28 protein-coding genes are annotated in these 25333 nt (G+C 60.4%); 19 read left to right on the forward strand and 9 right to left on the reverse strand.

Translation table 11 applies throughout. The annotated features are described in order from the left end of the window. Window positions 1-6: 6 nt before the first annotated feature. From O3300_RS17565 to O3300_RS17590, 6 genes are all read left to right on the forward strand, one after another. Window positions 7-777 carry an ABC transporter ATP-binding protein gene (locus tag O3300_RS17565; protein ID WP_034752653.1) on the forward strand — a complete coding sequence of 257 codons (771 nt, stop codon included), beginning with the start codon at window positions 7-9 and terminating at the stop codon, window positions 775-777. Next, window positions 777-1505, forward strand: coding sequence for an ABC transporter ATP-binding protein (locus O3300_RS17570; RefSeq protein ID WP_077398364.1), 729 nt, complete (start codon window positions 777-779; stop codon window positions 1503-1505). Before O3300_RS17565 ends, O3300_RS17570 begins: the two co-directional genes overlap by 1 nt. A gap of 76 nt (window positions 1506-1581) precedes the next feature. Beyond that, the gene (locus O3300_RS17575; RefSeq protein WP_099665952.1) at window positions 1582-2790 is read left to right on the forward strand and encodes an ABC transporter substrate-binding protein; all 1209 of its coding nucleotides are present in this window, start codon (window positions 1582-1584) and stop codon (window positions 2788-2790) included. Window positions 2791-2949: 159 nt separating this feature from the next. After that, window positions 2950-3834: a branched-chain amino acid ABC transporter permease gene (locus tag O3300_RS17580; protein ID WP_034752662.1), complete on the forward strand. Its 885-nt coding sequence runs from the start codon at window positions 2950-2952 to the stop codon at window positions 3832-3834. A 31-nt stretch (window positions 3835-3865) separates the two neighbouring features. Beyond that, on the forward strand, window positions 3866-4846 hold the full coding sequence (locus O3300_RS17585; RefSeq protein ID WP_035823444.1) for a branched-chain amino acid ABC transporter permease: 981 nt from the start codon (window positions 3866-3868) through the stop codon (window positions 4844-4846). Window positions 4847-4922: 76 nt separating this feature from the next. Then, a complete protein-coding gene (locus tag O3300_RS17590) occupies window positions 4923-6983 on the forward strand; it encodes a 3-hydroxybutyrate oligomer hydrolase family protein (protein ID WP_305053672.1) in 2061 nt (686 codons plus the stop codon). A 71-nt stretch (window positions 6984-7054) separates the two neighbouring features. Here the strand turns inward: O3300_RS17590 and O3300_RS17595 are convergent, their stop codons facing one another. The 4 genes from O3300_RS17595 to sugE form a co-directional block, all read right to left on the reverse strand. Beyond that, the gene (locus tag O3300_RS17595; protein WP_251349592.1) at window positions 7055-8212 is read right to left on the reverse strand and encodes an iron-containing alcohol dehydrogenase; all 1158 of its coding nucleotides are present in this window, start codon (window positions 8210-8212) and stop codon (window positions 7055-7057) included. Between the two features lie 76 nt (window positions 8213-8288). Then, the gene (locus O3300_RS17600; RefSeq protein WP_305053673.1) at window positions 8289-8450 is read right to left on the reverse strand and encodes a hypothetical protein; all 162 of its coding nucleotides are present in this window, start codon (window positions 8448-8450) and stop codon (window positions 8289-8291) included. Next, complete coding sequence (locus tag O3300_RS17605) at window positions 8447-8806, reverse strand: NADH-quinone oxidoreductase subunit A (protein WP_099665948.1); 360 nt, start codon at window positions 8804-8806, stop codon at window positions 8447-8449. The genes O3300_RS17600 and O3300_RS17605 overlap by 4 nt, the downstream gene beginning before the upstream one ends. A gap of 11 nt (window positions 8807-8817) precedes the next feature. Further along, window positions 8818-9138, reverse strand: a complete 321-nt coding sequence (sugE, locus tag O3300_RS17610) for a quaternary ammonium compound efflux SMR transporter SugE (RefSeq protein ID WP_305053674.1) — start codon at window positions 9136-9138, stop codon at window positions 8818-8820. Window positions 9139-9455: 317 nt separating this feature from the next. Between sugE and mnmG the strand changes: the two genes are divergently transcribed. The 13 genes from mnmG (at window position 9456) to O3300_RS17675 (ending at window position 21292) form a co-directional block, all read left to right on the forward strand. Next, window positions 9456-11393 (forward strand): tRNA uridine-5-carboxymethylaminomethyl(34) synthesis enzyme MnmG, encoded by a 1938-nt coding sequence (gene mnmG / locus O3300_RS17615; protein WP_251349586.1) that lies wholly within the window; start codon window positions 9456-9458, stop codon window positions 11391-11393. Continuing rightward, window positions 11390-12034 carry a 16S rRNA (guanine(527)-N(7))-methyltransferase RsmG gene (gene rsmG, locus O3300_RS17620; protein WP_305053675.1) on the forward strand — a complete coding sequence of 215 codons (645 nt, stop codon included), beginning with the start codon at window positions 11390-11392 and terminating at the stop codon, window positions 12032-12034. The genes mnmG and rsmG overlap by 4 nt, the downstream gene beginning before the upstream one ends. A gap of 167 nt (window positions 12035-12201) precedes the next feature. After that, complete coding sequence (locus O3300_RS17625; RefSeq protein ID WP_034752687.1) at window positions 12202-12972, forward strand: ParA family protein; 771 nt, start codon at window positions 12202-12204, stop codon at window positions 12970-12972. 64 nt (window positions 12973-13036) lie between these two features. Further along, window positions 13037-13921 carry a ParB/RepB/Spo0J family partition protein gene (locus tag O3300_RS17630; protein ID WP_305053676.1) on the forward strand — a complete coding sequence of 295 codons (885 nt, stop codon included), beginning with the start codon at window positions 13037-13039 and terminating at the stop codon, window positions 13919-13921. A gap of 270 nt (window positions 13922-14191) precedes the next feature. Continuing rightward, window positions 14192-14560: an ATP synthase subunit I gene (locus O3300_RS17635; protein WP_035823464.1), complete on the forward strand. Its 369-nt coding sequence runs from the start codon at window positions 14192-14194 to the stop codon at window positions 14558-14560. A 51-nt stretch (window positions 14561-14611) separates the two neighbouring features. Next, window positions 14612-15421: a F0F1 ATP synthase subunit A gene (atpB, locus tag O3300_RS17640; RefSeq protein ID WP_046681851.1), complete on the forward strand. Its 810-nt coding sequence runs from the start codon at window positions 14612-14614 to the stop codon at window positions 15419-15421. A 59-nt stretch (window positions 15422-15480) separates the two neighbouring features. After that, window positions 15481-15759 carry a F0F1 ATP synthase subunit C gene (gene atpE, locus O3300_RS17645; RefSeq protein WP_034752695.1) on the forward strand — a complete coding sequence of 93 codons (279 nt, stop codon included), beginning with the start codon at window positions 15481-15483 and terminating at the stop codon, window positions 15757-15759. Window positions 15760-15802: 43 nt separating this feature from the next. Beyond that, window positions 15803-16273 carry a F0F1 ATP synthase subunit B gene (locus O3300_RS17650; protein WP_034752697.1) on the forward strand — a complete coding sequence of 157 codons (471 nt, stop codon included), beginning with the start codon at window positions 15803-15805 and terminating at the stop codon, window positions 16271-16273. A 2-nt stretch (window positions 16274-16275) separates the two neighbouring features. Further along, window positions 16276-16821: a F0F1 ATP synthase subunit delta gene (locus O3300_RS17655; RefSeq protein ID WP_034752699.1), complete on the forward strand. Its 546-nt coding sequence runs from the start codon at window positions 16276-16278 to the stop codon at window positions 16819-16821. A 78-nt stretch (window positions 16822-16899) separates the two neighbouring features. Continuing rightward, a complete protein-coding gene (atpA, locus tag O3300_RS17660; protein WP_034752701.1) occupies window positions 16900-18441 on the forward strand; it encodes a F0F1 ATP synthase subunit alpha in 1542 nt (513 codons plus the stop codon). A 63-nt stretch (window positions 18442-18504) separates the two neighbouring features. Next, window positions 18505-19380, forward strand: coding sequence for a F0F1 ATP synthase subunit gamma (atpG, locus tag O3300_RS17665; RefSeq protein ID WP_034783836.1), 876 nt, complete (start codon window positions 18505-18507; stop codon window positions 19378-19380). 29 nt (window positions 19381-19409) lie between these two features. Continuing rightward, window positions 19410-20810: a F0F1 ATP synthase subunit beta gene (atpD, locus tag O3300_RS17670; protein ID WP_034752705.1), complete on the forward strand. Its 1401-nt coding sequence runs from the start codon at window positions 19410-19412 to the stop codon at window positions 20808-20810. A 62-nt stretch (window positions 20811-20872) separates the two neighbouring features. Continuing rightward, a complete protein-coding gene (locus O3300_RS17675; RefSeq protein ID WP_077398374.1) occupies window positions 20873-21292 on the forward strand; it encodes a F0F1 ATP synthase subunit epsilon in 420 nt (139 codons plus the stop codon). A gap of 59 nt (window positions 21293-21351) precedes the next feature. Here the strand turns inward: O3300_RS17675 and rsgA are convergent, their stop codons facing one another. The 5 genes from rsgA to O3300_RS17700 form a co-directional block, all read right to left on the reverse strand. Further along, window positions 21352-22419 (reverse strand): ribosome small subunit-dependent GTPase A, encoded by a 1068-nt coding sequence (gene rsgA / locus O3300_RS17680; RefSeq protein ID WP_305053677.1) that lies wholly within the window; start codon window positions 22417-22419, stop codon window positions 21352-21354. A 275-nt stretch (window positions 22420-22694) separates the two neighbouring features. After that, window positions 22695-23249, reverse strand: a complete 555-nt coding sequence (locus O3300_RS17685; RefSeq protein WP_305053678.1) for a hypothetical protein — start codon at window positions 23247-23249, stop codon at window positions 22695-22697. Window positions 23250-23312: 63 nt separating this feature from the next. Continuing rightward, window positions 23313-23684, reverse strand: a complete 372-nt coding sequence (gene speD / locus O3300_RS17690; RefSeq protein WP_305053679.1) for an adenosylmethionine decarboxylase — start codon at window positions 23682-23684, stop codon at window positions 23313-23315. Between the two features lie 2 nt (window positions 23685-23686). Further along, window positions 23687-23857, reverse strand: coding sequence for a hypothetical protein (locus tag O3300_RS17695; protein WP_157814714.1), 171 nt, complete (start codon window positions 23855-23857; stop codon window positions 23687-23689). Beyond that, on the reverse strand, window positions 23854-25317 hold the full coding sequence (locus O3300_RS17700) for a DUF4178 domain-containing protein (protein WP_305053680.1): 1464 nt from the start codon (window positions 25315-25317) through the stop codon (window positions 23854-23856). The genes O3300_RS17695 and O3300_RS17700 overlap by 4 nt, the downstream gene beginning before the upstream one ends. Between the last annotated feature and the right edge of the window lie 16 nt (window positions 25318-25333).

Genomic DNA, 25333 nt, shown 5'->3' on the forward strand with positions numbered 1-25333 from the left:
GACACGATGTCAAACGTAATCTTGGAAACAAGAAATTTGACCAAGGAATTCAAGGGATTCACCGCTGTGAGCGACGTGAACCTGAAGGTAGAGCGGGGCCATATCCACGCCTTGATCGGTCCGAACGGCGCCGGCAAGACCACGTGTTTCAACTTGCTCACCAAATTCCTGGTCCCCACTTCCGGACAGATCCTGTTCAATGGGAAAGATATCACGGCCGCCAAACCGGCCCAGATCGCGCGCATGGGCGTGATCCGTTCCTTCCAGATTTCCGCCGTCTTCCCGCATTTATCCGTGCTGCAAAATGTGCGCATCGGCTTGCAGCGCCAGCTCGGCACCTCGTTTCACTTCTGGCAAAGCGAACGCGCATTGAACCAGCTCAACGACCGCGCCATGGCCTTGCTGGCCGAAGTCGACCTGACGGAATTCGCCGACACCATCACGGTCGACATGCCGTACGGCCGCAAGCGGGCGCTGGAAATTGCCACCACCCTGGCGATGGAGCCGGAAATGATGCTGCTCGACGAACCGACGCAAGGTATGGGCCATGAAGACGTGCACCGCGTGACGGAACTGATCAAAAAAGTGTCGGCTGGCCGCACGATTTTGATGGTGGAACACAATATGAGCGTGGTTTCCGGCATCTGCGACAAGATTTCCGTCCTGCAGCGCGGCGCCATGCTGGCCGAAGGCAGTTACGCGGAAGTGTCGCGCAATCCGCAAGTGATGGAAGCGTACATGGGCACCACCCACGCGGAACTGGAAGGGGCGCATTGATGGCGACACGAGCGAATGGCAGCGCACCCGCGCTGGAAATTGCACAACTGCACACCTGGTATGGCGAATCGCACATCCTGCACGACGTGAACCTGAAAGTGGAGCAGGGCGAGGTGGTGACCTTGCTGGGCCGCAACGGCGCCGGCCGCACCACCACCTTGCGCGCCATCATGGGGCTGACGGGCGCGCGCACGGGCTCCATCAAAGTCAACGGCGTCGAAGCGATAGGTTTGGCCACGCACAAAATCGCCCACCTGGGCATCGGGTATTGTCCTGAAGAGCGCGGCATTTTTTCCTCGCTGTCGACGGAGGAAAACCTGTTGCTGCCGCCGACCCTGGCCAGCGGCGAGAAGGGCATGTCGGTGGAGGAAATCTACGCGATGTTCCCGAACTTGCAGGAACGCCGCCACAGCCAGGGCACGCGCCTGTCGGGCGGGGAACAGCAGATGCTGGCCGTGGCGCGCATCCTGCGCACGGGCGCGCGTTTGCTGCTGCTCGATGAAATTTCCGAAGGCCTGGCGCCCGTCATCGTGCAAGGCTTGGCGCGCATGATCACCACCCTGAAAGCAAAGGGTTACACCATCGTCATGGTGGAACAGAATTTCCGGTTTGCCGCGCCGCTGGCGGACCGGTTTTATGTGATGGAGCACGGTCAGATCGTCGAGACTTTTGCTGCATCCGAACTGGAGGCCAAGATGCCGGTATTGACCGAGCTGCTTGGCGTGTAGTCCCCATGTAGTCTGTTGTACTCGTCATCGTCCAGCAATCGACTGAATAGCAAACAATAATCCCAACGGAGACACTATGAAACGTAACGCTATCGCCATTGCCACCGCCACTCTTTGCGCCCTGGGCTTGTCCAGCGCCGCGCACGCCCAGGTATCGGGCGACACCATCAAGATCGGTTTTATTTCCGACATGTCGGGCGTGTATTCCGACGTCGACGGCCTCGGTGGCGCGGAAGCCATCAAGATGGCGATCGCCGATGCCGGCGTGGTGCTGGCCGGTAAAAAGGTGGAATTCATTTCCGCCGACCATCAAAACAAGGCCGACATCGCCGCCTCGAAGGCGCGCGAATGGTTCGACCAGCAGGGCGTCGACATGCTGATCGGCGGCACCAATTCCGGCGCCAGCCTGGCCATGGCCAAGGTGGCGGCGGAAAAGAAGAAAATTTTTATCGCCATCGGCGCCGGTTCGTCGCGCCTGACGAATGAGGAATGCACGCCGTACACCGTGCATTACGCGTATGACACGGTGGCGCTGGCGCGCGGCACGGGCGGCACCATCGTCAAGCAGGGCGGCAAGAACTGGTATTTCATGACGGCCGATTATGCGTTTGGCCATTCGCTGGAAAAAGACACGGCCGAGGTCGTCAAGGCGGCCGGCGGCAAGGTGCTGGGCAGCGTCAAGCATCCGCTGGGCGCCTCGGATTTCTCTTCCTTCCTGCTGCAGGCGCAAGCGGCAAAACCGCAAATCCTCGGTCTGGCCAATGCCGGTGGCGACGCCATCAACAGCATCAAGGCGGCCAACGAGTTTGGCCTGACGAAATCGATGAAGCTGGCCGGCTTGCTGATCTTCATCAATGACATCCATTCGCTGGGCTTGAACCTGACGCAGGGCATGTACCTGACGGACGGCTGGTACTGGGACTTGAATGCGGAGACGCGCGCCTGGTCGAAACGCTATTTCGCCAAGATGAAGAAGGAACCGTCGATGCTGCAGGCGGCCGATTACTCGGCCGCGGCGAACTACCTGAAAGCCGTCAAGGCGCTGGGTACGGACGACACCGAGAAGGTCATGGCCTATCTGAAAAAGACCAAGATCAACGACATGTTTACCCAGAATGGCGAAGTGCGTCCCGATGGCCGCATGGTGCACGATATGTATTTGATGGAAGTCAAGAAACCGTCCGAGTCGAAGTATCCATGGGATTACTACAAGGTGGTCGCCACCGTGCCCGGCGCGCAAGCGTATGTGACCAAGGCCGAGTCGAAGTGTTCGCTGTGGAAGTAATACTGTAGCAATCTCTACAGAGTGCCCGCCGCTGCGCGGGTGCTCTGTCCTGCACGCTTCGCCCGCAGGGTTCGCCTTGCGCCGCCGCTCCCGTTTGCGGTGGCGCGTTTCCCTTGATACCACACCGCTACCCGGCGGTGCTTTTTATACTGTGATGCCATGGAAATTTTCGGCGTTCCAATACAAGCGATGATGAGCCAGCTGCTGCTGGGTCTCGTCAACGGCTCGTTCTATGCCATGTTGTCCCTCGGTCTGGCCGTCATCTTCGGCTTGCTTAATGTGATTAATTTCTCGCACGGCGCCATGTACATGATGGGCGCCTTCCTGGCCTGGATGGGCCTCAGCTATTTCGACATCAATTACTGGGCCATGCTGGTCATCGCCCCTATCCTCGTCGGCCTGGTCGGCATCCTGATCGAAAAGACCATGCTGCGCTGGCTGTATAAACTCGACCACCTGTATGGCTTGCTGCTGACCTTCGGCATCACCCTGATCATGGAAGGCGTGTTCCGCTCCTTCTACGGCGTCTCGGGCCAGCCGTATGCCGTGCCCGAAGCGCTGGCCGGCGCGACGGACCTGGGTTTCATGATCCTGCCGAACTACCGCGCCTGGGTGGTCATCGCCTCGCTCTCCGTCTGCCTGGCGACCTGGTTCGTCATCGAAAAAACCAAGCTGGGCGCTTACCTGCGGGCCGGCACGGAAAACCCGAAACTGGTGGAAGCATTCGGCATCAACGTGCCGCTGATGGTGACGTTGACGTTCGGCTTCGGTGTGGCCCTGGCCGGTTTCGCCGGCGTGCTGGCGGCGCCCATCATCCAGGTCTCGCCGCTGATGGGCTCGAACCTGATCATCGTCGTGTTTGCCGTGGTGGTGATCGGCGGCATGGGTTCCATCATGGGTTCCATCCTGACGGGCCTGGGCCTGGGCGTGATCGAGGGCCTGACCCGCGTGTTCTACCCGGAAGGCTCGGCCACCGTGGTGTTCGTGGTGATGGTCATCGTGCTGCTGCTGCGTCCCGCCGGCCTGTTCGGCAAAGAAAAGTAATCCTCATCAGTCATGTATTGGAGCTACCACGATGAATAAGAATGTAGGCTACGCCATTGCCTTGCTGCTGGCGTTGGCGGCCCCGTTTTACGGCTATCCCGTCTTCCTGATGAAGTTGCTGTGCTTTGCCCTGTTTGCCTGCGCTTTCAACTTGCTGATCGGCTACACGGGCTTGCTGTCGTTCGGCCACGCGGCCTTCTTCGGCGGCGCCGGCTATGTCACCGGCTACGCGCTGCGCACCTGGGGTTGGCCAACGGAACTGGGATTGCTGGCCGGCGTCGCCACGGGCGCCTTGCTGGGCTTGGTGATCGGCGGCCTGGCGATCCGCCGCCAGGGCATCTACTTTACGATGATCACCCTGGCGCTGGCGCAGATGGTGTACTTCCTGGCCTTGCGCCTGCCGTTCACGGGGGGCGAGGATGGCTTGCAGGGTGTTCCACGTGGAACCTTGCTGGGCACGATAGACCTGGGCAATGACACCGTCTTGTACTACGTCGTGCTGGCCATTTTTGTCGCCGGCTTCGCCCTGATCGTGCGCACCATCCACTCGCCGTTCGGACAAGTGCTCAAGGCGATCAAGGAAAACGAACCGCGCGCCATCTCGCTGGGCTACGACGTCAACAAGTACAAGCTGATGGCCATCGTGCTGTCCGCTTCGCTGGCCGCGCTGGCCGGCGCCACCAAGACGCTGGTGCTGGGCTTTGAAACCCTCACCGACGTGTACTGGGGCATGTCGGGCCTCGTTGTGCTGATGACACTGGTGGGCGGCATGGGCACCTTGTCCGGCCCCATCCTCGGCGCCGTGCTGATCATCGCGCTGGAGAACAAGCTGGGCGATGTCGGCACCTACCTGGCCACGCACACGGGCATCGAGTGGTTCGGCACCCTGGGCGAATCGGTGGGTATGGTGACCGGCGTGATCTTCGTCATCTGCGTGCTGATGTTCCGGCGCGGCATCGTCGGCGAAGCCATCGCGCGCTTCGGCGGCAGGCCAGCCAAAGCCGCTGTCTGATTTTCAAGCAACGCCGGACGGATCGTCCGGCGTTTTTCATTGTGCGTCCACTGTTACCTTAACGGAGAGAACCACCATGCAAACGACGATCACGCGCGCGGGGAGCAGCCTGTGCACCCTGCTGGCGTTGGCAGCCTGCGGCAGCAATCATGCACCGGAAGAACGGAACCAGATACCGGGCTACCTGGGCACCATCACGCGGACGGACTACGACGGCAAGACGAATGATTTGCTGACGGCCGGCCTGGGCAAGACGGGGCTGGCGGGAGCGACTCCCGCATACGCGAATATGGAACAGCCGACACCGGTCGAATTGCGCCGCAATGCGATCTACGCCAATTACCGTGCCGTGCTCGACATTGCCGCCAACAGCGGCTACGGCACCTTGTACGGACCGAACGTGGATGCGTCCGGGACCGTGGGTACGGGCGAAGGCCTGATCGCCGGCAGCGAATACATCGCGTATGCCGACGATGGCACGGGCAAGAAGAATGTCACCTTGATGGTGCAGGTGCCGGCCAGCTTCGATCCGGACCATGCCTGCATCGTCACGGGCACGTCCAGCGGCTCGCGCGGCATTTACGGCGCCATCGGCAGCTCGGGCGAATGGGGGCTGAAAAAGGGCTGCGCCGTGGCGTATGCCGACAAGGGCTCCGGCACGGGCCTGTATGTGTTTGAAGATGACAGCGTCAACCTGCAGAACGGCGTGCGCGCGGGCAGGGTGGCCGCCGGCAAGAACGCGCTCTTCGCGCCGGACTTGAGCGATGCCGACCGGCTGGCCTGGGCTGCTGCCAACCCGAACCGCATCGCCTTCAAGCACGCGCATTCGCAGCAGAATCCCGAGAAGGATTGGGGCAAGGTCACCCTGCAGGCCATCGAGATGGCGTATTACGTGTTGAACGAACGCTATGGCGTGCTGGCCCGCGACGGCAGTTCGCGCGTCGTGCGGCTGACGCCGAAGAACACCATCACGATTGCGTCCAGCATTTCCAACGGCGCCGGCTCGGCCTTGCTGGCGGCGGAACAGGATAGCAAGGGCTTGATCGGCGGCGTGGCGGCCAGCGAGCCGCAAGTCCAGCCGGCGCCATCGACTGCCTACAGCGTGCGCCAGGGCGGGGCGGTGGTGGCCAATCCCGGCCGCGCGCTGTTCGACTACGCCACCTATGCCGCCCTGTATCAGCCGTGCATCGCTTCCGTGGCAGGCAATGCGGGACGCTGTACGGCGCTGGTGACCAAGGGCTTGCTGAACGGCGCCGACCTGGCGGCGCAGCAGGCGGACGCGAAACAGCGCTTGCGCGCGTATGGCTGGCTGCTTGACTCCGATCCGCTGCAGGCGGCGCACGCGGGCACGAATATCCTCGTGGCCGTCACGTATGCGTATGCCTACGGCAAATTCTCCGTGACCGATAAGGTGTGCGGTTTCACGTTTGCGCAGACGGATCTCAGCGGTAATCCGATCGCGTTTACCACGGCGCAAAAGGCTGTCAGCTTTGCCGCGCAGAGCGGCATCGTGGGCAATGTCGTGTACGAGAACAGCGTGGGCGGCGCCAGGGTGTACACGGCGGGGGTATCGCCATCGAGCAGCCTGGCGGACCAGTCGCTCGACGGCTTCCTGTGCCTGCGCAGCCTGGCGACGGGACGCGATGCCGTCAGCAACGCCAACTTGCAGGGTACGCTGGCCGCGCAAAGCGTGCGCGTGCGGGCAGGCATGACCGAGGTGCAGGCGACGGGCAAACTCAATGGCAAGCCGGCCCTCATCGTGCATGGCCGCAGCGACACCTTGATTCCCGTCAATCACGCCTCGCGCGCTTATCTGGGGCTGAACGCAGCGGTGGAAGGGACGAATAGCCGCCTGCGTTATATCGAGGTGACCAACGCCAACCACTTCGATTCCTTCAGCAGCGCCTTGCCGACCCTGATCGTACCGCTGCACGTGTACCTGAACCGCGCGCTGGACGCCATGTATGCGCACTTGAACGCCAAGCAAGCCTTGCCGCCATCGCAGGTGGTGCGCACGGTGACGCGCGCCGATGCGTCGACCCTGATCACGAATGTCAACGTGCCGGCCATTGCGGCAACGCCGGCGGCCGGCAATGTCATCAGCGTGACGGGCACGGTGGTGGATATTCCCAACTAGCGGCTGCTTGTGGGCGCAAGGCTAGCCACGCGCCATGCGTGGCTTTTTTTATGTCTTGACAGCGTATGGCTTTACAGCGCGGCCGCATAGATGGCGCGCGCATCGCTGCGCGTGACGGGACGGGGATTGTTGCCCAGCAAGCGCGTCTGCAGCATGGCTTCATCGGCCAGCCGGTCCAGGTCGCTGGCCGCGATGCCCACCTCGCGCAGGGTGCGCGCGATGCCCGTGGCCGAGGCAATTGCCTGCATGGCGTCGATCAGGGCGTTCGCCCGCGCCTCGTCGCTGCCCGTAATGCCGGGCTGCACGATGGCTGCCAGTTGCGCGTACAGGGGCGCCGCGTGGGACAGATTAAAGCGCAGCACGTGCGGCAGCACCAGCGCATTCGACAAGCCATGTGGCACGTGGAACAGTCCTCCGATGGGATAGGCGAGCGCATGCACGGCGGCCACGGGGGCGTTGGCAAACGCCTGGCCGGCCAGCATGGCGCCCAGCAGCATGGCTTGGCGCGCCGGCAAGTGGCTGCCATCGCGGCAGGCCGTGAGCAGATTGGCGGACAGCAGCGACAGCGCCTGGCTGGCCAGCATGTCGGACAAGGGATTTTTCAACAGACGGCTGGTGTACGCTTCGATCGCATGCACCATGGCGTCGATGCCGGTGGCGGCTGTCACTGCGGGCGGCAAGCCCAGAGTCAGGCTGGCGTCGAGGATGGCCAAGTCCGCATACAGTTGCGGCGCCACCACGCCCATCTTGCTGGTGGCGCCCGTGGTGACGATGGCGATGTGCGTCACTTCCGAGCCCGTTCCCGCTGTGGTCGGCAATTGCACCAGGGGCAGGCGCTGGCCGTGGACATTGCCGATGCCGTACAGTTGGGCCAGTTCCTGGTGGCCAGGGACCAGCACGGCGATCAGCTTGGCCACGTCCAGCGAGCTGCCGCCACCGAGGCCGATAATCAGTTCCACGTGAAACATCCGGGCCTGGGCTACGCCTGCCAGCACGATGGCTTCGGGCGGATCGGCTTGCACGTCGGAAAAAACATGGGTGTCGATGCCCGCCGTCCGCAAGCTGTGCAGAGGTGCATCGGCCAGTCCCGTGCGCAGAAACCCTGCATCGGTGACGAGCAGGGCGCGGCGGACGGTGGGGAAGTGATGGGCGATATGCGCGCCCAGCTGGGCGGCGGCGCCCGGTTCAACGATCAGGTGCGGCACGGTGCGGAACTGGAAGGCGGGCATGCAGACTCCTGGCGGCAAGGACAGACGCCAAGCTTACTCCGCTTTCCCGCGCCGCGCATGTTTCACGTGGAACCGTTTAGTCTTGCAGCTGACTGGCCAGCCCCAGGCTCACGAGCAGCGACAGGCTGGAGACGGTCGCCAGCACGCGGAACGTGCGCGCATCTTGCTGATACTCGCGCACGGCCGCATAGGCCAGGCCGGCGCCCATCAGCAGGTTGAGCAACAGCAGCTTGCTCATTCCCACTCCAGCGCGCCGCGTTTCCATTCATAGGCCAGGCCGATGGTCAGTACGCCCAGGAAACCCATGACGGCCCAGAAGCCATGCAAGCCCAGTTCATTGACGTTGGCCGCCCACGGCATCAGGAAGATCACCTCGATGTCGAACAGGATGAACAGGATGGCCACCAGGTAGAAGCGGATGTCGAACTTCATGCGCGCATCGCCGAACGCTTCGAAGCCGCATTCGTACGGCGACAGTTTTTGCGGGTCCGGCTTGTGCGGACCCAGCGTGCGGCCCAGCAGCATGGGCACGATGCCGACGAGGATGCCGATCAGAATGAACAGGAGGACGGGAAAATAGTTTTCGAGGAGCATGGGGATTCCTCTCAGTGGCTGGACGACAGCTTCATCAGCACGATGCCGCACACGATGAGGAGGGCGGCGCATACGCGCATGGTGTTGACTTGCTCGCCCAGAAAGACGATGCCGACGATGAAGGCGCCGACGGCGCCGATGCCCGTCCAGATGGTGTAGGCCGTGCCCAAGGGCAGGGTGCGCATGGCCAGCGACAGCAAGCCGAAGCTGGCGATCATCATGACGATGGTAATTATGGAGGGAGTGAGTTTGGTGAAACCCTCGGAGAGTTTCATCGAGTATGCCCACACGACTTCAAACATGCCGGCAATGAGTAACAGTATCCAGGCCATGGCGGCTCCTTATACAGAGCGGGCCGTCCCGGTGTGTTCCCATGATGGGGGAGGCCGTCCTCCTGGATGCTCGTCCCGCTGGCCACTGGCGTGGTCACGTTGGCGGACGATGCGGCAATTGTAGCAAACATTTCACGCCACCGCAGCCCTCTGCCTGACCACGCTGCGTGTTCCACGTGAAACAGAAATCGTCGTTGGCTTGCCCCTGCTGAGTAAAAATTAAGCAAAAAATGCGCTGCGCAAGGTTGCGCTTGCAAAAAGACTCTATAATCGGAGCTCTCATCCCGCATTTTTACTTGCACTGTTACCTATTTATCATGTTATTTCCTACAGAATTCGACGTCATCGTTGTCGGTGGTGGTCACGCCGGTACCGAGGCGGCCCTCGCTTCCGCCCGCATGGGGCAGAAGACGCTATTGCTCACGCATAATATTGAGACACTGGGCCAGATGTCGTGCAACCCTTCCATCGGCGGCATCGGCAAGGGCCACCTGGTCAAGGAAGTCGATGCCATGGGCGGCGCGATGGCGATCGCCACCGACGAGTCCGGCATCCAGTTCCGCATCCTGAATTCCTCGAAAGGCCCGGCAGTCCGCGCCACGCGCGCCCAGGCCGACCGTATTTTGTACAAGGCCGCCATCCGTACGCGCCTGGAAAACCAGACTAACCTGTGGCTGTTCCAGCAAGCCGTCGATGATCTGATCGTCGAAGGCGACCGGGTCGTCGGCGCCGTGACGCAGATCGGCTTGAAGTTTCTCGCGCGCGCCGTCGTGTTGACGGCCGGAACCTTCCTCGACGGCAAGATCCACGTGGGCTTGAATAACTATTCGGCCGGCCGTGCCGGCGACCCGCCCGCCATCTCCTTGTCGGCCCGCCTGAAAGAGCTGAAACTGCCGCAGGGCCGCCTGAAAACGGGCACGCCGCCGCGCATCGATGGCCGCACGATCGACTTTTCCGTGATGCAAGAGCAACCGGGCGACCTCGATCCCGTGCCCGTGTTTTCCGTGATGGGCAATACGGCCATGCACCCGCGCCAAGTGCCGTGCTGGGTCACGCATACGAATAGCCAGACGCACGACATCATCCGCGCCGGCCTGGACCGCAGCCCCATGTATACGGGCGTGATCGAAGGCGTGGGGCCCCGCTATTGCCCCTCGATCGAAGACAAGATCCACCGTTTCTCGGGCAAGGAATCGCACCAGATTTTCCTCGAGCCGGAAGGCTTGACGACGCATGAGTTCTATCCGAACGGCATCTCCACGAGCTTGCCGTTCGACGTGCAGATCGCTCTGGTGCAATCGATGAAAGGCATGGAAAACGCGCACATCCTGCGTCCCGGTTATGCCATCGAATACGATTATTTCGACCCGCGCGGCTTGAAGGCCTCGCTGGAAACGAAGGCCGTCGCCGGCCTGTTCTTTGCCGGCCAGATCAACGGCACCACAGGCTACGAGGAAGCGGCCGCGCAAGGCATGCTGGCGGGCCTGAATGCGGCCTTGCTGACGCAGGATAAGGAAGCCTGGGTACCGGGCCGCTCCGAGGCCTATCTGGGCGTGCTGGTCGACGATCTGATCACGCAGGGCGTGCAGGAACCGTACCGCATGTTTACCAGCCGCGCCGAGTACCGTTTGAGCCTGCGCGAAGACAATGCCGACATGCGCCTGACGGAAATCGGCCGCGCTCTGGGCTGCGTGGGCGACGCCCAGTGGCAGGCGTTTGAAACGAAGCGCGAAGCGGTGGCGCGCGAGCTCGAGCGCCTGCGTTCCACGTGGGTCAACCCGCGCATCCTGGCGGCCGCCGAATCGGAACGCATCGTCGGCCAGGCCATCGAGCGCGAGTATTCGCTGGCGGACTTGCTGCGCCGTCCGAACGTCGCCTACGACACCTTGATGAGCATGACGGGCATCGAAGGCCAGGCCCTGGCCGGCCCCGGCGTGGAAGACGCGGCCGTGCGCGAGCAGGTGGAAATCCAGCTCAAATACGCAGGCTACATCGAGCGCCAGAGCAAGGAAATCGAGCGCCACGAACACTATGAAAACCTGGCCTTGCCAGAGGGTTTCAATTACCTGGACATCGGCGCGCTGTCCGTCGAAGTGCGGCAAAAACTCGACAAGCAGCGCCCGGAAACCCTGGGCCAGGCTTCGCGCATTTCCGGCGTGACGCCGGCGGCGATTTCGCTGCTGCTGGTCCACCTGAAAAAGCGCGGCTTCGGTGCCGCGCAGACCACCACTTTAAAGGACGAGGTTGTTGAATGAAGCAGTTTGACCGGGCCGCATTGGCCCAGATTTTGAATGAAGGCATCGCCGCGCTGGGGCTGGACCTGAGCGCGGATCAGACGGAAAAACTGCTCGATTACCTGGCCTTGCTGGCCAAATGGAACAGCGTGTACAACCTGACGTCGGTGCGCGATCCGCTGCAGATGCTGACCCTGCACGTGCTCGATTCGCTGGCCGCCGTGCCGGCGTTCGCGCAGGCGAAAAACGTGCTCGACGTGGGCGCCGGCGGCGGCTTGCCGGGTATGGTGCTGGCCATCGCGCGGCCCGATGTGAAGGTGTCGATGATCGACACGGTGCATAAAAAGACGGCATTCCTGACGCAAGTGAAGGCCGAACTGGGCCTCGCCAACGTGACCGTGTATACGAAACGCGTGGAACAGCTGGAAGTGCAGCAGAAATTCGATGTGATCACCTCGCGCGCCTTTGCCGACCTGTCCGACTTCGTCAACTGGTCGAACCACGTGCTGACCGAGGGTGGGCAATTCATCGCCTTGAAAGGGGTGGCACCACCAGACGAGCGCGAGAGACTGCCGGCAGACTGGCAAGTGACGGAATTGCGGCCTATCCAGGTGCCAGGGCTAAATGCAGAGCGTCATCTGGTCTTTATAGCAAGAATTTAAAAGACGGAAATTAAACGGTATAAATCATATAAACAGTTTATACGATATAAACGATATAAACGATATAAATGATTTATATCGTATAAATGAAATAAATAATATAAATCGTTTCGGCCGGATGCCGGGGCGCACGATGAAGTTTGCATCTCTTTACAATTAGAAGATACATGGCCAAAATTTTTTGTGTAGCAAATCAAAAGGGTGGTGTTGGTAAAACCACAACAAGCGTCAACCTCTCCGCCGGTCTGGCCAAGTTGAACCAGCGCGTGCTGCTGGTCGACCTCGACCCGCAGGGCAACGCGACCATGGGCGCCGGCATCAACAAGGCCGGCTTGAAGGCGTCGACCTATGAAGTGATGCTGGGCGAATCCGATGTCAAGACGGCACGCCAGCGTTCGGAAGCGGGGCGCTTCGATGTCTTGCCGTCGAACCGCGAGCTGGCCGGCGCGGAAGTGGAGATGGTCGAACTGGACAACCGCGAACGCCGCCTGAAGGATGCGCTGGCCGAAGTGGACGGCGAATACGACTTCATATTAGTAGATTGCCCACCGGCATTATCGATGCTGACCCTGAACGGCCTGTGCGCCGCGCATGGCGTGATCATCCCGATGCAATGCGAGTACTACGCGCTGGAAGGTTTGTCCGACCTGGTCAACACCATCAAGAAGGTGCACGCGAACCTGAACCCGGATTTGAAGATCATCGGCTTGCTGCGCGTGATGTTCGATCCGCGCATGACATTATCGCAACAAGTGTCGGCGCAGCTGGAGCAGCACTTCGGCGACAAGGTATTCAATACCATCATCCCGCGCAACGTCCGTCTGGCCGAAGCGCCATCGTACGGCTTGCCCGGCGTGACCTTCGACCCCAGCTCGAAAGGTGCCCAGGCGTATATCGCCTTCGGCGCCGAGATGGTCGAACGCATCAAACATATGTAAACAAGGGGTGAGCGCCTGCACATTGTGATGTAAGCGCTTACTCTGAAAACACGATTAGGACAGCATGGCTACGAAAAAATTAAAAGGACTGGGTCGCGGACTCGACGCCCTGTTGGGCGGCGGCGGCGATTTTGCCGGTCCGGACACGAATCAACCGTCGAACTTGCCCGTGTCGCAAATGCAAGCCGGCAAATACCAGCCGCGCACGCGCATGGACGAGGGGGCCCTGAATGAACTGGCCGCCTCGATCAAGGCGCAGGGGCTGATGCAGCCGATCCTGGTGCGGCCGATCGGGCAAGACACCCTGAGCGGAATTATCAAATATGAAATCATCGCCGGCGAACGCCGTTTCCGCGCCTCGCAACTGGCTGGCCTGACGGAGGTGCCGGTGCTGGTGCGCGACGTGGACGATTTGGCGGCCGCCGCCATGGCGCTGATCGAGAACATCCAGCGCGAAGACTTGAATCCGCTGGAAGAGGCGCAGGGCATCCACCGCCTGATCGCCGACTTCAGTTTTACGCATGAGCAAGCGGCCACTGCGCTGGGACGCTCGCGCAGCGCCGTGTCGAACCTGTTGCGTTTGATGAACCTGGCTGCTCCCGTGCAAACCATGCTGATGGCCGGCGATATCGACATGGGCCATGCGCGCGCGCTGCTGGCCGTCGATGCGGCCAGCCAGATCACCCTGGCGAACCAGGTCGTGGCCAAGCGCCTGTCGGTGCGTGAAACGGAAAAGCTCGTCACGCGCACGGTCGAGGAAGCGGCCAACCCGGTCGAGCCGCGCCACAAGGAAAAGTCCGGCGACATCGCGCGCCTGGAAGAAGAGTTGTCCGATGCGCTGGCCACGCCCGTGGTGTTCAAGATGGGCAACAAGGGCCGCGGCCAATTGGTGATTGATTTTGCCGATCTTGACGTGCTTGATGGTTTGTTGACCCGCTTGCGTGGTTAAATAGCAAGCTGCAAAGACAGGGGCCATGCGGGTGTGGACGATCCGGCCATGCTTTCCAGATGCACCACGTGATTCCTTGATAACACGGCTGGAAGCGGCCAGACAAGCGACTTTGCCATATAGTGGTGCAAAAGGCGGCGAATAGTCGGTAAAGCGTCAGTTTCACGCAGCAATTGCCCTGCTGCGGTGCAGCAACGTTTGACTCTATAGATCAAAGCCAACTATAATCCCGTGTCTTTGCGTGTGTAGATTTTTCTGGGAACTTGGCAATTGAGTGATTCACAACAAAGTATTGCCAAGCCAGTCTACAAAGTAGTTGCATTGCAGCTAGCAATCGCTATCAGCTTTGCCACGGTCACCCTGTTTTTCGGTGGCAATGTCAGAGGCTGGTCCGCCGCATACGGCGGCGCTATCGCAGTCATCGGTAGCCTGGTGTATGCCCTGTTGGTGGTTCGCGGTTCTAGCGACGCCAACAAGGCATTCCGGGCGCATTTGCGCGCAGAAGTGGTGAAAATATTTATCACAGCGGTGCTGTTTATATTGGCACTGGTGTTGTTTCAGTCGGCCGCCTGGTTATGGCTGATCTTGGGTTTCGCGGTGGCAACCTTAGCATACTGGTTTTCATTGCTCGCTGTTTAATCATTGGTTTTGGGGCCTGTTGAGCTCTGAAACGACAAATCTAAATTCATTATGACCACAGAACACGCTATTGAAGCGGGCCATGCTGCCCCGGCCAACGCCACAGAATACATCAGTCACCATCTGGCCCACCTGAGAAGTGCCGACGGCATGATCAATCTGGATACGTTCTGGATTTCGGCCATTCTGGGCTTTGTTTTCCTGGCTGTTTTCTATATGGCGTCGCGCCGCGCGACGGCTGGTGTCCCTGGCAAGTTGCAAAACTTCGTCGAAATGGTCATGGAAATCGTCAATGACACTATTAATGGGGCCTTCCACGCGAAAAGCAAGGTCATCGCGCCGCTGGCCATCACTATTTTTGTGTGGGTCTGGTTGCTCAACGCGATGGACTTCCTGCCGGTTGACCTGTTGCCGAAGATCCTGAGCTGGTTTGGCGTGCATAAACTGCGCGCCGTGCCGACCGCCGACGTCAACCACACCTTCGCCATGTCGCTGTCGGTCGTGCTGTGCGTGATCGCTTTCTCGATCAAGGCCAAGGGCCTGGGCGGCTGGATCAAGGAACTGTTCACGGCACCGTTCCATGCGAGCGGCCTGATCGGCACGATCGCCCTGGCACCTGTCAATTTCCTGCTGCAAATGGTTGAGCTGGTTGCAAAACTGATCTCCCTGTCGCTGCGACTGTTCGGCAATATGTATGCCGGCGAACTGATTTTCATCTTGATCGCGTTGTTGCCTTGGTGGGCACAGTGGGCGTTGGGTGGTCCATGGGCAATTTTCCATATCTTGATTGTAACTTTGCAAGCTTTTGTGTTTATGGCGTTGACGGTTGTGTATCTGAGCCTTGCGGTTGAGAAACATTAATCATTAACTTTATATTTTGTTTTTTTAGTATCTTTCGTTTTTAAATTTAGGAGAATTTTATGCAAGCTCTGATCGCACAAGTACAAAGCATGACCGTTCTGGCAGCAGCAATCATCATCGGCCTGGCCGCAATCGGCACCGCTCTGGGCTTCGCTATCTTGGGTGGCAAATTCCTGGAAGCTTCGGCACGTCAACCAGAACTGATGCCACAACTGCAAACCAAACTGTTCGTTATCGCTGGTCTGCTGGATGCTATCTCGATGATCGGCGTTGGTGTTGCTCTGCTGTACACGTTCGCTAACCCGTTCCTGTCCGCTCTGACGGCTGTTGCTCAGTAATTCGCTCCAACCCTAGGAGAAACTTTTAGTTAGGAGCAAAGGTATGGACATCAATATGTCGCTCATCGGCCAGATGATCACCTTCGCGGTGTTGGTCTGGTTCTCGATGAAGTTCGTATTTCCAGCGCTGAACAACGCGCTGGATGAGCGTGCCAAACGAATCGCGGATGGATTGGCTGCGGCCGATCAAGGTCAGGCTTCGATGGCAGTCGCTGAAAAGCGTGCGCAAGAGGCATTGAACAGTGCACGTGAAGAAGCGTCGCAACGCGTTGCGGACGCTGAAAAGCGCGCGCAGCTGGTTGCTGAAGAGATCAAGCAAAATGCACAAGCTGAAGCTGCGCGTATCATTGCGCAAGCCCAGTCGGACGCCGAACAGCAACTGTCGAAAGCACGCGAACAATTGCGCGCTCAGGTGGCTGACCTGGCTGTCAAGGGTGCCGAGCAGATCTTGAAGCGTGAAGTAAACGCTACGGCTCACGCCGAAATGTTGCAGCGTCTTGCTGTCGAGCTGTAATCATGGCAGAACTCGCAACCGTCGCCCGTCCCTACGCGGAAGCTTTGTTCCGCGTAGCCCAAGCTGGTAAGGAGTCAAGCAACCTCGCGGCGTGGTCCGAACTGGTGTCCGAACTGGCACAGATCGGTAGCCACCCCGAGGTACAGGCGTACGCGCGCAATCCGAAAGTTTCGGAAAGCGACGTCGCCGCCACCATCCTGTCGTTGTTGAAATCGCCGCTCAATGAGGAAGTGAAAAACTTCGTCACGATGTTGATCGAAAATGGCCGCATCAGCCTGCTGCCGGAAATCGGCGCGCAATTCCATGCCTTGAAAAATGGCCTGGAAGGTGCGGCTGACGCCGAGATCACGAGCGCTTTCGATCTGAGCGAAGGCCAAACGGCCGAGCTGGTCGCAACGCTGGAAAAGAAATTCAGTCGTAAGCTCAACCCTGCCGTCACAGTGGATCCATCGCTGCTCGGCGGCGTGCGCGTGGTTGTTGGCGACCAAGTGCTCGACACCTCGGTGCGCGCCAAGCTGCAGCAACTGCACGCTGCACTGGTGTCGTAAGACACGCGCTTCGGCAGGCCAGCTTAGACAGACCCTTACCCCTCGCGCAAGCTGAGAGAAACACTTTTAGGAGTTAGTATGCAACTCAACCCATCTGAAATCAGCGAGTTGATCAAGAGCCGGATCCAAGGTCTTGACGGCGGCGCTGAAGTGCGTAATCAAGGCACGGTTATTTCCGTCGCCGACGGTATCTGCCGCATCCACGGTTTGTCGGACGTGATGCAAGGCGAGATGCTGGAATTCCCAGGCAACACGTTTGGCCTGGCCATGAATCTGGAACGCGACTCCGTCGGTTCCGTGATTCTGGGTGCCTACGAGCACATCTCCGAAGGCGACACGGTGAAATGCACCGGCCGCATTCTGGAAGTGCCAGTCGGTCCTGAGCTGCTCGGCCGCGTTGTCAACGCGCTGGGTCAGCCGATCGACGGCAAAGGCGCCATCGAGACCAAACTGACGGCCGCGATTGAAAAAATCGCCCCGGGCGTGATCGCCCGTGAATCCGTTTCGCAACCAATGCAAACCGGCCTGAAATCGATCGATGCGATGGTTCCAGTTGGCCGCGGCCAGCGCGAACTGATCATCGGCGACCGTCAAACCGGCAAGTCGGCTGTGGCGATTGATGCGATCATCAATCAAAAAGGCCAGGGCATGAAGTGTATCTACGTCGCGATTGGCCAAAAAGCCTCGTCGATCAAGAACATCGTGCGCTCGCTGGAACAGCACGGCGCGATGGAATACACCATCGTTGTCGCCGCTTCCGCTTCGGAATCGGCCGCCATGCAATACATCTCGCCGTACTCCGGTTGCGCCATGGGCGAATACTTCCGTGACCGCGGTGAAGATGCACTGATCGTCTACGATGATCTGTCCAAACAAGCTGTTGCATACCGTCAAATCTCGCTGCTGCTGCGCCGTCCACCAGGTCGCGAAGCGTACCCAGGCGACGTGTTCTACCTGCACAGCCGCCTGCTGGAACGCGCAGCACGCGTGAACGCCGACTATGTCGAGAAGTTCACCGACGGCGCCGTCAAAGGCAAGACCGGTTCCCTGACGGCACTGCCGATCATTGAAACGCAAGCTGGCGACGTGTCCGCATTCGTTCCAACCAACGTGATTTCGATTACCGACGGTCAGATCTTCCTGGAAACCTCGCTGTTCAACGCCGGTATCCGTCCTGCAATTAACGCCGGTATTTCCGTATCGCGCGTCGGTGGCGCCGCCCAGACCAAGGTCATCAAAAACCTGTCCGGCGGTATCCGTACCGACTTGGCGCAGTACCGTGAACTGGCCGCGTTTGCGCAGTTCGCTTCGGACCTGGATGAATCGACCCGCAAGCAGCTGGACCGCGGTGCGCGCGTAACGGAATTGCTCAAGCAAGCCCAATACTCGCCACTGTCGATCTCGCTGATGGCCGTATCGCTGTTCTCGGTGAACAAAGGCTTCATGGACGACGTGCCAGTCAAGCAAGTGCTGTCGTTTGAAGCTGGTGTCCACGCTTACATGAAGACCAAGCAAGCTGCTCTGCTGGCCAAGATCGAAGAAACCAAGCAACTCGACAAAGACAGCGAAGCAACTCTGTCGGCGGCCATTGCTGATTTCAAGAAATCCGGCGCATATTAAGCGGCCAGGCGGCGCCCACCTTTGAGTGAGGCGCCGCCCTACGCGCAGAAGGAGTAAGGACTCATGGCATCAAGCAAAGAGATACGAGGCAAGATCAAGAGCGTAGAGAATACGAAGAAGATCACCAAGGCGATGGAAATGGTCGCCGCGTCCAAAATGCGCAAGGCGCAAGACCGGATGCGGGCCGCCCGTCCCTACAGTGACAAGATTCGGAATATCGCCGCCAATCTGGCGACCGCCAATCCGGAATACACGCACCCGTTCCTGGCAGCTGCCCAGGGTACGCAAGCGAAGGCAGTGGGTTTCATCGTTGTCACGACCGACAAGGGTCTGTGCGGCGGCATGAACACCAACATCCTGCGCCAGGTGACGTCGAAGTCGCGCGAGCTGGAAGCAGCTGGCAACCGGGTTGAAGCAGTTGCCATCGGTAACAAGGGTTTGGGTTTTTTGAATCGCATCGGCGTCAAGATCATTGCGCACGCCATTCAAACCGGTGATACGCCCCACCTGGACAAATTGATCGGACCCGTCAAGGTCATGCTCGAAGAGTTCCAGGCAGGCAAGATCGATGCAGTGTACCTGTGCTACACCAAATTCATCAACACGATGAAACAGGAACCAGTCGTGGAGCAATTGCTGCCCCTGACGGCCGACAAGATGGTCGCCGACAAGGGTGCCCACTCGTGGGATTACATCTACGAGCCGGATGCGCAAAGCGTGATCGACGAATTGCTGGAGCGCTATGTAGAAGCGCTGGTGTACCAGGCAGTCGCGGAGAATCTGGCGTCCGAGCAATCGGCACGGATGGTCGCGATGAAAGCTGCAAGCGACAACGCGGGTAGTGTGATCGGCGAATTGAAGCTGATCTACAACAAGACCCGCCAAGCTGCGATTACCAAAGAACTCTCCGAAATCGTCGCCGGTGCGGCTGCGGTTTAAACGAATTTAACTATATTGAAGGAACGAACATGGCTGATGGCAAAATCGTTCAGTGTATCGGCGCTGTGGTGGACGTTGAGTTTCCCCGCAACGCGATGCCTAAGGTATTTGATGCCTTGAAGATGGCAGGCTCGGAACTGACCCTGGAAGTACAACAGCAGTTGGGCGACGGCATTGTCCGTACCATTGCACTCGGCTCGTCCGATGGCCTGCGTCGCGGCATGATGATCCAGAACACCGGCAAACCTATCATGGTGCCAGTCGGTAAAGCAACCCTGGGTCGCATCATGGACGTGCTGGGCAACCCGATCGACGAATGCGGCCCTGTGTCGCACGAGCAGATCGCGTCGATCCACCGCACCGCTCCTGCATACGACGAACTGTCGCCATCGCAAGAACTGCTGGAAACCGGCATCAAGGTGATCGACCTGGTGTGCCCGTTTGCAAAAGGCGGTAAAGTTGGTTTGTTCGGCGGCGCTGGCGTAGGCAAGACCGTGAACATGATGGAACTGATTAACAACATCGCCAAGGCGCACAGCGGCGTGTCCGTGTTTGCCGGCGTGGGTGAGCGTACCCGTGAAGGTAACGACTTCTACCACGAGATGGCTGACGCGAAAGTGGTCGATCTGGAAAACCCGGAGAACTCCAAAGTGGCGATGGTCTACGGTCAGATGAATGAACCGCCAGGTAACCGTCTGCGCGTCGCGCTGACCGGCCTGACGATCGCTGAATCGTTCCGTGATGAAGGTAAGGACGTTCTGTTCTTCGTCGACAACATCTACCGCTTCACGCTGGCTGGTACCGAAGTATCGGCACTGCTGGGCCGTATGCCGTCGGCTGTGGGTTACCAACCGACCCTGGCGGAAGAAATGGGCCGTCTGCAAGAGCGTATCACGTCGACCAAGACCGGTTCGATCACCTCGATCCAGGCCGTCTACGTTCCAGCCGATGATTACACCGATCCGTCGCCTGCTACCACGTTTGCTCACTTGGATTCGACCGTTGCGCTGTCGCGTGACATCGCTTCCCTGGGTATCTACCCAGCCGTGGACCCACTGGATTCGACCTCGCGTCAGCTGGATCCGTTGATCGTTGGTCAAGAGCACTATGACACCGCGCGTGCCGTGCAAACGACCCTGCAACGCTACAAGGAATTGCGCGACATTATCGCGATTCTGGGTATGGACGAGCTGGCACCGGAAGACAAACTGCTGGTCGCCCGCGCACGTAAGATGCAGCGTTTCCTGTCGCAGCCTTTCCACGTCGCTGAAGTCTTTACCGGCGCGCCGGGTAAATACGTTTCGCTCAAAGACACGATCAAGGGCTTCAAAATGATCGCTTCGGGCGAACTCGATCACCTGCCGGAACAAGCGTTCTACATGGTCGGCACGATCGAAGAAGCAATCGAAAAAGCCAAGAAACTTAACTAAGTTAAGTCTGGGCCTAACCCCGCCCGTTACACGGCGGGGTTCTTCAACCCGATAGGACACACATGGCACACACAATTCACGTTGACGTGGTTTCCGCTGAAGAACTGATTTTTTCAGGCGAAGCAGAATTCGTCGCGTTGCCGGGTGAACAGGGCGAGCTGGGTATCTACCCACGCCACACGCCTTTGATTACCCGCATCCGTCCGGGCGCGGTCCGCATCAAGGTAGTCGGCCAGGCTGAAGAAGAGTTCGTCTTCGTTGCCGGCGGCCTGCTGGAAGTGCAACCGGATACCGTGACCGTCCTGGCCGATACCGCCATCCGCGGTCACGACCTCGACGAAGCGAAAGCGCTGGAAGCGAAGAAGTTGGCGGAAGAAAATATCCACAACAAGGATTCGGGCATCGACTACGCGCAAGCGCAAGCCGAGCTGGCCAGCGCGATTGCGCAGCTGGCAGCGATCCAGAAGCTGCGCAAGCTGTAATCAGCGAGCCAGCAACAAGAAAGGCAGCCTTCGGGCTGCCTTTTTTTATGCTTTGACGGTTATTCCTGGCGCTTCTGCCTGCTCCTTTCCTGCCCCGCCTTCAATATCGTCTTCCACTTGGCGCGCGCGGCGATGCGCTCGAGCGGCGTTTCCTCGCCGCGCCGGGCGTCGCGCAGCAGCTTGTGATAATTGCGCAGGCGATCTGCATCGACGGCGCCGCGCACCTGGCAGCCTGGTTCGCTGGCGTGCTGGCAGTCGCGGAACTGGCACGTCGCCGCCAGCGCCGCGATGTCGTCGAAGGTGGCCGCCAGGGTCTGCGCATCGGCGTCGGCCTGCCAGCTGCGCAAGCCCGGCGTATCGATGATGCAGGCGCCGTTGGCGCACAGGTGCAGCGAGCGCGCCGTCGTCGTATGCCGTCCGCGCCCATCGCCATGGCGCACGCCGTTGGTGGCCTGTTGCGCCGCAGACAGGGTATTGGTCAGGCTGGACTTGCCGGCGCCCGATGAACCGAGCAGCACCAGGGTCTGGCCAGTACCCAGCCAGGGTTCCAGGATGGCCACGTCATACGCATGGCGCGTGTCGATGGCAAACAGGGGCACGTGGGGCGGCAGGCGCTGTTTGAGCTGCGCCAGCTTGCCCGGCACGTCGTCGGCCACGTCGGCCTTGCTCAGCACCACCACGGGGCTGACCTGGGCCGCCAGCACGATGGCCAGATAGCGTTCCAGGCGGCGCGGATTAAAATCCCCGTCCAGTCCCATCACCAGCAGGGCCGTATCGACATTGCTGGCCAGTACCTGGCGCCGGCCGTCGTTGCCGCGCCGGGCGATTTGCGTGACTGGGGATAAGTGCGCTGTTATCCACAGCGCGCCGTGAGCATCGTGTTCGGCGGTGACCCAGTCGCCGACCGTGAGGACGGTGTCTTGCGCCAGCAGCTCGTGCAACAGGCGCGGCAGGACCTGTGCCGGGTGTTCCCGGGTGCCGTCGTGCACGAGAAGGCTGTCGCGGTGGACAGCGCTGACGCGCAGCAGTTGTGCGGCAGGGGAAGATAAGTCGAGTTGGGTGGCTGCGCCGGCGATGGCCTGCTGCAGCCCGATAAGGCGTAGTTGCGCAAAATCGAATGCGATCATGGTAGCGTGATTCCAAATTCTGTCGTCCGCGTACGGACGTGAAGCCTGCGCGTGCAGGCACCGCCAGTCGCGATGACTGGCACGAAAGAAAGGGAAGTCGGCTACGCGATCACGCGTAGGGGCAATGGCGGGCTAAGGGTCTTAGCGGGGAAAGACCGTGATCAGGCAGCCGACAGCACGGCAGTATCCGAATGGCGCATGTTGTCTACTCCTGTTGTGTGAGGGAAAACGCCAGTGTGCCAGCGGCACGCGCCGCCGTCAATGGATGGCGTGGTTCAGCTGCACATGCCGTAGGCGCTGCGCTCGGGGAAATAGCGGTAGGTAAAGGTGCGCACGGGGTAGCGCTTGCCGCCGACGAGCATGTCGGGCATGGACAGATCAAAGCGCTGCGGCAGCTGGTGCGGCAGTTGCAGCCGCAATCGCCACTGGGTTTCGGCGCTGGAACCGACGGCGGAAAACATGATGGGCAGCTGCTCGATGACATCGACGATTTCCGCCTTGCGGTTCATGCCGCGCTGGTAGATGGTCAGCACCTTGGCTTCGGCGAAGGGCTGCTGTTTCGGTTCTTCCAGCAGGAAAGACAGGCGCGTAAAACTGGCTTGTGTGCCGATGGGAAGAGTAAAAATCAGCGCCAGCTCCGTGCCGCCATCCTTCAGGGTGACAGGCGGTGTGGCATACACGCTGATACCGCGCGGCAGCTCGAAGCGTGAACCCTCCGTCCACGTCTTGCACTCGGGCGTGGTGGCCTGGTACAGGCTGGGCGCCGTGTAGTCGTTGCAGGCTGAAACCAGCAGCAGCAGGGGCAGGGCAAGGAGGGCGGAACGGCGCATGGGAGTCACGGTTGGGATATGAGCCGACAGTGTAAGCGATCCCCCCGCGATCCACCAGCGGCGCTAGGAATGCCCAGGCGGCGCGCGCCGCACCGATTGCAGCTGGCAATGCGCCGCCTGCAGCGCATCCTTGATGGCGTCGAGCGCCAGTTGCGGCCGCGCCGCGCCGCACATGAAGATGTCGACGGCGGCAAAGCCGCATTCCGGCCAGGTGTGGATGGAGATATGTGATTCGGCCAGCAGCACCACGCCCGTGATGCCCTGGCCGGCGCCAAAGCTGTGGAAATGGCTGTGCAGCACCTGGGCGCCGGCCGTGACGGCCGCGTCGCGCAACAGGCGCTCGAGCGCGGTGCCATCGCGCAGGCGTTCCGGCGCGATGCCCGACAGATCGGCCAGCAAATGGGTGCCCAGAGGCAGATGCGGTGTGGCTGTCATGCTTACTTGTGGCTGCCGCCGCTGGAGCCGCCGCCATAGCTGCCGCCGCCGCTGCCCGTGCGCGAACTCCAGCTGCTGCCGCTGCTACTGCCGGCCACCTTGAACATGCGCACCCAGTTGGCGGCCGTGACACTGAAGGTCACCATCAGGGCATAGATCACGTATTTACTCATGGGGGATTCTTTGCATTCTTGTCGAGAAAAGCGGCAGGCAGGAACAGCGCCAGGCAGCCCAGCAAACTCCACATCAGGGTGCTGGAGAACGAGACAAACATGGGAATCGCATTCAAGACCAGCACGATGATGATGAAGACCTTGGCGATGCCGCGATGACTGAGCTGGATATTCTGCACGTTGGCGCCGCCATGGAAGGCCGCGCCGAACCAGGCGGCCATCTGGTCATGGGCGACGGGCGCGGAGCGCGACCAGGTCATTTCCTCGCCGGTGAGCTCTGCCGCCAGTTTGGTCTGCCCTTGCTCGAATTCAAACACGCGCGTGCTGTCGCCGACTGCCACCTTCCAGTTGAAGGCGCCCGCCGCGTACACGACTTGCGAGCCGTAGTCATACAGCTTGCGGTAGGTGGCACCATCGAGCGTGCAGGTATCGGCGTCCAATGACGCCCAGTTGGGCCAGTTCGGCAGCACGTTCGAGCGCGACCAGCCATCGTCGGTCTCCACCAGCCAGAAGAAGCCGGCGCGCGCGCCATACAGCAGGTATTCGTTCCACTCGCTGCCTTCGTCGTCGGCGCGGCGCATCATGCCGATCACCGTGAAATCCACATTGCTGATCTTCGCGCTGGCGCCCAGCTCCAGGGTGATGTCGGCGTTGTCGTGCACCTGCTTGCCGATGGCCAGCACCTGCGCTTCCGGATCGCTGGCGTCGAGCTGCGCATGGCAGGCGGGACACACCAGCTGCGCTGCAGCGCCGGGCACATACTGAATGCCGCTGCCGCAGGAGGGGCAGTCGAGCGCATCGAGCTTGCCGCGGTACTTGCCTGCACTCTTGGCGATGGTATCGTCGTCGCGCAGCAGCTGGCACTTCAAACTGTCCAGGGTGACGGCGACGCCCTGGTAGACGATGGGTTGTGGGCCATCCGTGTAGTCGAGCGTGACAAAGCTGGCGTAGTTGCGGAAGTCCGCCACCTGGATGCGCCAGCCGGCGCCCACCTTGAACGGTAATTCTCCCTGGCCGGCGATGCATTCGGCGCTGCGGATCTCGGCCGCCGTGTACGGCTCGCCGCAGATCGTGTAGCGCCTGCCCGGCGTCAGTTCGGCAAAGGCGGGCAGGGCGTCTTGCGTGCTGCGTTCGCGCGTCAGCGTGTACAGGCCGGACGAATCGCCCAGCCACGCCGTGCTTGCGTCGTCGAACAGCAGATACCACTCGTTCCACGTGCCGGCGCTGTAGCGCTGCTGGATGCGCCCGACGATGGTGAAGTGCACGCCATCGTGCACGCCGGCCGTGCCGACCTGGATCGGCGAGTAATCCTCGAGGACGGCCGACATCTTGCCGAGATCCTTGACCGAGTCGGCGTCCTTGAGAATGGTGCTGTGGCAGTACTCGCATACGGCGAGCACGGAAGCGTGCGAGCGGAAACGAACTTCCGCGCCGCAGCTGGGACAGGAAACAGTTTGCATGCAGTCGTATTTCGCC

This window comes from Janthinobacterium sp. SUN206 (genome assembly GCF_030587305.1).
Lineage (GTDB): Bacteria > Pseudomonadota > Gammaproteobacteria > Burkholderiales > Burkholderiaceae_D > Janthinobacterium > Janthinobacterium kumbetense.